Here is a 279-nt window from a genome sequence, read left to right on the forward strand (position 1 = left end):
GAGTATCTTGCTTGAGAAAAAAATTGCCTTTCGCGCCGACGCATCTATTGAAATAGGTACCGGTCATATTATGCGTTGTTTAACACTGGCCCAAGAATTGCGAAATAAAGGTGCTCAAGTATATTTCATTTGTCGTAAGCTGCAAGGTGATTTGCATCAATATATTTTAAATAAAGGATTTCATGTGTATGTATTAGATGGAGATGGTGAAAATACGAATTTCTTAAGTGCAAAAAACGGGAGTTATTTAAATTGGCTAAAATATCATTGGTTTGTTGA

Annotated in this window: 1 pseudogene; it reads left to right on the top strand. The window is 34.4% G+C overall.

The features are described from left to right. Nucleotides 1–7: 7 nt before the first annotated feature. Nucleotides 8–279, top strand: a pseudogene (locus tag MR170_RS31540) (UDP-2,4-diacetamido-2,4,6-trideoxy-beta-L-altropyranose hydrolase); the annotation flags it as partial.

This window comes from Bacillus cereus group sp. BfR-BA-01524 (assembly GCF_022662595.1).
Classification (GTDB): domain Bacteria; phylum Bacillota; class Bacilli; order Bacillales; family Bacillaceae_G; genus Bacillus_A; species Bacillus_A thuringiensis_S.